Genomic DNA, 5579 nt, shown 5'->3' with positions numbered 1-5579 from the left:
TCCCGACGCAGTGTCCGACGTCGAAACCGATCATCCCCATATTCTGTTACCAAAAGTGATCAGCTGTGTCATCCGCCGAAGCGGCTGCTGGCGCCGATCAGGTACTCCAGCATACTCCTACAACGCACACCGAGCCAATTGCATTCCCTGAACTCCGCGAATATGTGACCGGGCGTGCTCGGATACGCTCGGACCGCCTCGGCGAAGGAGCCGAGAGACGATGGTGATGGCGGGGATCTCACCCGCCATCGACCAGCCCTTACAGGTATTGCTTGGACTTCATGGCGCGTTCGGCTTCGCGTTTGTCCTGCGCTTCGCGCAGTGCCTGTCGCTTATCCCATTCGCGCTTGCCGCGGGCCAAGGCGATCTCGACCTTGACGCGTGAACCGTCGAAGTACAGCTCCAGCGGGACCAGGGTCCGGCCGGATTCCTTGACCTTCTGCGAGATCTTGAGGATCTCCTCGCGGTGGAGCAGCAGCTTACGACGACGGCGGGCCGAGTGGTTCGTCCATGTCCCCTGCAGGTATTCGGGAATGTAGACGTTCTCCAGCCAGGCCTCATTCTGGAAGATGAGGGCGAAGCCGTCGGTGAGCGAGGCTCGACCTTCGCGCAGCGATTTCACCTCGGTGCCGGTGAGTACGAGCCCGGCCTCCCACGTGTCTTCGATGTGATAGTCGTGGCGCGCCCTGCGGTTCCTCGCAATGACTTTCTTGCCTGTGTCCTTCGGCATGACCGGCCTCCTCTCTGCTCCCGATTCTGCTTCCGATCACCTGTGCACGCGTTTGCGGGCACAGCCATCCATTCTATCCCATCGGCCACCTTCCGCACGCCCGTCCCCTCCCAGAACTACCTGACGGCGGCTGAGCAACCTCGCGCGAGGTTGCTGCGCCGCCGTCAGGTAGCAATTAGAAGATGAAGGGTTTGGGATCGACGTAGGTGCCGTTCTTCATGATCTCGAAGTGCAGGTGGCAGCCGGTCGACGCGCCCGTCGTGCCGGAGTACGAGATGATGTCGCCCTTCTTGACCCTCTGCCCGTCGCGGACCTTGAGCTTCGTGTTGTGGTTGTAGGTCGACGCGATCGAATCGCCCTTGATCTTGCCGTGGGAGATGACAACGCGATTGCCGTAGCCGCCGGTCCAGCCGGAGGTGACGACGATCCCGTCGCCGGCCGCACGGATCGGGGTTCCGCAGGGGACACCGAAGTCCATTCCGGTGTGCAGCTTCCGTGCGCCTGTGATCGGGTGGACGCGGTATCCGAACGGCGACGTCGTCGGATATCCCTTGGCCGGGTTGGCCAGGTCTCCGTCACCGAAGACGAACTTGCCCTTCTTCTCCTGCTCCTTCTCCCATTCCCGGACTTTCTTGGCAAGACGATCCTGCTCGGCCTTCTCGTCGGCCAGCTGCTTCTCGGTTTTGGTTTTGTTGTCGGAGATGGTCTTCTCCGCATCGTCCTTCGCAGAGATGAGATCGTTGAGGCTGTCGGCCTTCTTCTTCGCATCGACCTGTGCGGCCTCCTTGGCCAGCACCGCCTCGGCGGCTTCGTCCTTGAGGTCGGAGATCTTCTCGGTCACGCCCGAAAGCCGCTTTTCGTTGTTCTTGTTCAGCGCCCGCTGTTCGGAGAGTTTGTCGATCGTGCGCTGCTGGGACCGCACTGCTGAGTCGACGCGGCCGATACCGCCGTCGGCACTCGTGCCTTCGGCCATCTGCAGAAGCATCGCCAGATCAGAGGTGATGCCCGAGTTCTGGTAAGCCTGCCGCCCGATGCGCGCGGCCGAGGTCTTGTGCTTGTCGATCTCCTCGGTGCCGGACTTGATCGTGTCCTTGAGGTCTTTCTGCGCATTCTCCGCCGAAGTCAGGCGCGCAGCCATGTCCTCATCCTTCTCGATCGCCTTCGCCAGCGCATCGTCGGCGGCCTTCGATTCAGCTTCGGCGTCCGGCAGCTTCTCCTGCGCGGCGTCGCGTTCGGCGATGACGCGGGCGAGTTCCTCGTCGAGGCCTTCGAACTCCTGCTGGAGTTCCTTGACGCGTTCGTCGACCTCGCCTTTGTCGTCGCGCGGGTCAGCCACCACCGAGGTGACCGGCATGATCACCGCCAATGCGGCGGCCGTGACGACGAGTCCGAGTCTGCGTCTCATCTCAGACCTTCGTGTACTTGTTGAGCGTGATCAGCGACGAGGCTCCGGCCATGAGCACACCGATGATGATGAGCACGGGGGTGATGAGGAGGACGTCCCAACCGGAGATGAGACTGAATCCCGTGGCCTGCGACTGCAACCAGCCGCTGACTCCGAAGTGGACGAGCAGTCCCAGGGCACCAGCGGACAGGGTCGCCCCGATGGCCGAGGCGATGACCCCCTCGAGCAGGAACGGCATCTGGATGAAGGTGTTCGACGCACCGACCAGTCGCATGATGCCGGTCTCCCTGCGTCTGGAGAACGCGGAGAGCCGGATGGTGGTGGCGATGAGCAGCATCGCGCACAGCAGCATGATGCCGGCGATCGCGATCGCCACGATGGTCGCGATGTTGAGCACCCCGAACAGTCGGTCGAGCAGCTGGTTCTGGTCGACGACCTCTTCGACCCCGGGAGTCGACGAGAACGTCTCCTTGATGATGTCGTACTTCTCGGCGTCCTTGAGTTTGACCCGGAAGGACTCGTTCATCTCGTCCTCGGGCACGGTGCCTTCGAGGCTGGTGCCCTTGAACTGCTCCTGAAAGTGTTCATAGGCCTCGCTCTTGTCCTCGAAGTAGACCTTGTCGACATAGGGTGCCAGATCGGAGCTTTCGAGTTCTGCCCGGATCTGATCCTTCTGGTCTCCAGTGACCTCACCGTCGACGCAGTTCGTCGCCTCCGAATCCGGTGGGCACAGGAACACGGAGACCTGCACGCGGTCGTACCAGAAGTCCTTCATCTGCCCGACCTGCATCTGCAGCAGGATCGCGGCACCGACGAAGAGCAGGGACACGAAGGTCACGAGCACAACGGAGATGACCATGGAGAAGTTCCGGCGCAGACCTGACCAGACTTCGGAGAGGATGAACCCGGCCCTCATGAGGCGACTCCGTAGGTGCCTTCTTCGACGTCGCGGACGATTTCGCCTTCGCGCAGTTCGATGACCCGCCGGCGCATCCGGTTGACGATCTCTCCGTCGTGGGTGGCCATGAGCACGGTGGTGCCGTTGCGGTTGATCTTCTCGAGAACGTTCATGATGTCGGCGCTTGTGGCCGGGTCGAGGTTGCCCGTCGGCTCGTCGGCCAGCAGGATTCCGGGTTTGTTGACCACGGCGCGGGCGATGGCCACACGCTGCTGCTCACCGCCGGAGAGCTCACTGGGATAGCGCTTCTCCTTGCCGGCCAGGCCCACGGTCTCGAGGACGTCGGGAACGAGAGTCGACATGGCCGCGCGGGATTTTCCGATCACCTGGAGGGCGAAGGCCACATTGGCGAACACGGTCTTGTTCGGCAGCAGGCGGAAGTCCTGGAACACGGTTCCGATCCCCCGCCGCAGGTAGGGCACCTTCCAGCTGGGCATCTTCACCACGGACTTTCCGGCGATGTGGATGCGTCCGGCGCTGGGGACCTCTTCACGCAGAATGAGTCGGATGACCGTGGACTTTCCCGATCCGGAGGCCCCGACGAGGAACACGAATTCCCCGCGGTCAGCCTCGAACGAGATGTCGTCGAGTGCCTTGCGGGAACGTGTGTCGTAGGACTTCGAAACGGAGTCGAATCTGATCAAGTCGGTCTTCAATCATGTTGCGGGTGGCTCGGCCGCTTCCACTGTACGTAACAGTTCCGTGATGTTCGCGGAGGCGGCCGGGCGTGTGGTGCGATCTGATGAAGTTCACAGTCGAGGCCGGCGGTCAGCCCGCGTGCCCGGAAATCCCAGGGAAGGGAATGTTGGTTTCGGCGGCGAAAATCAACAGTCTCTTCCCTGCAATTCGCGTTGCCCCGTCAGGGGAACCGTCACCGAGGCGGATGCGCACCGGATAGTCCGGTTGCCGACGGGCGGGCAGACCGGTGGCGGGCAGACCGGGAGAGGAGGCTGCCAGCGGCTCAGGCCTCGGCCTCTTCGGCCATCTCCTGTTCCTTGCGCCAGCGGATGCCGGCTTCGATGAGTCCGTCGAGGTCGCCGTCGAAGACCGCCGAGGGGTTGTTGACCTCGTAGCCGGTGCGCAGGTCCTTGACCATCTGGTACGGATGGGTGACGTAGGAGCGCATCTGATCGCCCCAGCTGGCCTTGATATCGCCGGCCAGCTCCTTCTTCTGCGCGGCCTCTTCCTGGCGTTTGAGGTCGAGCAGTCGCGACTGGAGGACACGCATCGCGGCCTCACGGTTCTGGATCTGGGACTTCTCGTTCTGCATGCTCACGACCACGCCAGTGGGGATGTGCGTGATGCGCACGGCCGAGTCGGTCGTGTTCACCGACTGCCCGCCGGGGCCCGAGGACCGGTAGACGTCGATGCGCAGATCGTTCTCATCGATCTCGACATGGTCGGTCGATTCGATGAGCGGGACCACCTCGACGGCCGCGAAGGAGGTCTGGCGGCGGCCCTGGTTGTCGAAGGGGCTGATCCGCACGAGGCGGTGGGTGCCGGCTTCGACCGACAGCGTGCCGTAGGCATAGGGCGCGTCGATCTGGATGGTCGCGGACTTGATGCCTGCACCTTCGGCATAGGAGGTGTCGAGCTCCTGAACCTTGTAGCCGCGGTTCTCTGCCCACCGGACGTACATGCGGGTGAGCATCTGCGCCCAGTCGGTCGCGTCGTCGCCGCCGGCGCCCGAGCGCACGGTCACAACGGCGGAGCGCTCGTCGTACTCGTGGCTGAGCAGGGTCGAGATCTCGAGTTCGGCCAGCTGATCGCGCAGCTTCCTGATGTCGCGGTCGGCTTCTTCGAGCGAGTCCGAGTCACCTTCGTCCTGGGACATCTCGACGAGCAGCTCGGCATCGTCGATGCGCTGCCCGAACTTCTCGAGCTTCTCCAGGGTGCCCTGCTTGTGCGAGAGCTTGGCCGAGATCTTCTGTGCCGAGTCGGGGTCGTCCCAGAATGTCGGCGACGACGCCTGCTCCGTGAGCTCGGCAACCTCGTCGCGCAGATTGTCCAGATCGGACACGTCGAGAATCGCTTTGTACGTCTGGCGGAGGTTGGCGATTTCAGAAGAGTAATCAGTGGAGGCCATAATGATGCGATTCTAGTGCATGCCCCCTCCCCACCCAGAACCGACGGATGCGCGCCGAGGCGGTACCGCCTCGGCGCGCATCGCACCATCCCCCGGTTGAGGTCAGGCGGGGACGAGTTCGGGCACGGTCGCCCAGGTGTCGGGGCCGAATACCTCGAAGTGGATATTGTCCTCGGGCACCTCGAGCGCATCGAGTCCGCGGCGCACGGCCTTCATGAATGGGGGCGGACCGCACAGGTACACCTGCGCGCCGACGGGGACGTCCACCTCGGCGAGGTCGATGAAGCCTTCATGGACGGTTTCACGCGTTCTTCTTGGCAGTTTCGACCGTACTCGGACCACGATGCCGAATTCTACGCATTGTAGAATATGAGATTCTTCGTACCAGCCGGAAGGCGAG

General features: G+C 62.9%; 6 protein-coding genes. All 6 read right to left on the bottom strand.

Features of this window, described 5'->3' with window-relative positions; genetic code table 11:
* Positions 1–259: 259 nt before the first annotated feature.
* Positions 260–730, bottom strand: a complete 471-nt coding sequence (gene smpB / locus ACTIIH_RS15780) for an SsrA-binding protein SmpB (RefSeq protein ID WP_441452783.1) — start codon at positions 728–730, stop codon at positions 260–262.
* Positions 731–905: 175 nt separating this feature from the next.
* Positions 906–2135, bottom strand: a complete 1230-nt coding sequence (locus tag ACTIIH_RS15775) for a peptidoglycan DD-metalloendopeptidase family protein (protein ID WP_441452782.1) — start codon at positions 2133–2135, stop codon at positions 906–908.
* A gap of 1 nt (position 2136) precedes the next feature.
* Positions 2137–3051: a permease-like cell division protein FtsX gene (gene ftsX, locus ACTIIH_RS15770; RefSeq protein ID WP_441452781.1), complete on the bottom strand. Its 915-nt coding sequence runs from the start codon at positions 3049–3051 to the stop codon at positions 2137–2139.
* Positions 3048–3737, bottom strand: a complete 690-nt coding sequence (gene ftsE, locus ACTIIH_RS15765) for a cell division ATP-binding protein FtsE (protein WP_025780920.1) — start codon at positions 3735–3737, stop codon at positions 3048–3050. The genes ftsX and ftsE overlap by 4 nt, the downstream gene beginning before the upstream one ends.
* Before the next feature lie 317 nt (positions 3738–4054).
* Positions 4055–5179 (bottom strand): peptide chain release factor 2, encoded by a 1125-nt coding sequence (gene prfB, locus ACTIIH_RS15760; RefSeq protein ID WP_441452780.1) that lies wholly within the window; start codon positions 5177–5179, stop codon positions 4055–4057.
* Positions 5180–5281: 102 nt separating this feature from the next.
* The gene (locus ACTIIH_RS15755; RefSeq protein WP_441452779.1) at positions 5282–5521 is read right to left on the bottom strand and encodes a hypothetical protein; all 240 of its coding nucleotides are present in this window, start codon (positions 5519–5521) and stop codon (positions 5282–5284) included.
* Positions 5522–5579 lie beyond the last annotated feature (58 nt).

The sequence above is a fragment of the Brevibacterium sp. genome, assembly GCF_052105255.1.
In the GTDB taxonomy this organism is placed as follows: domain Bacteria; phylum Actinomycetota; class Actinomycetes; order Actinomycetales; family Brevibacteriaceae; genus Brevibacterium; species Brevibacterium linens_B.
The sequence above is the reverse complement of the archived record's forward strand: the minus strand, read 5'-3'. Positions and strand labels throughout refer to the sequence as shown.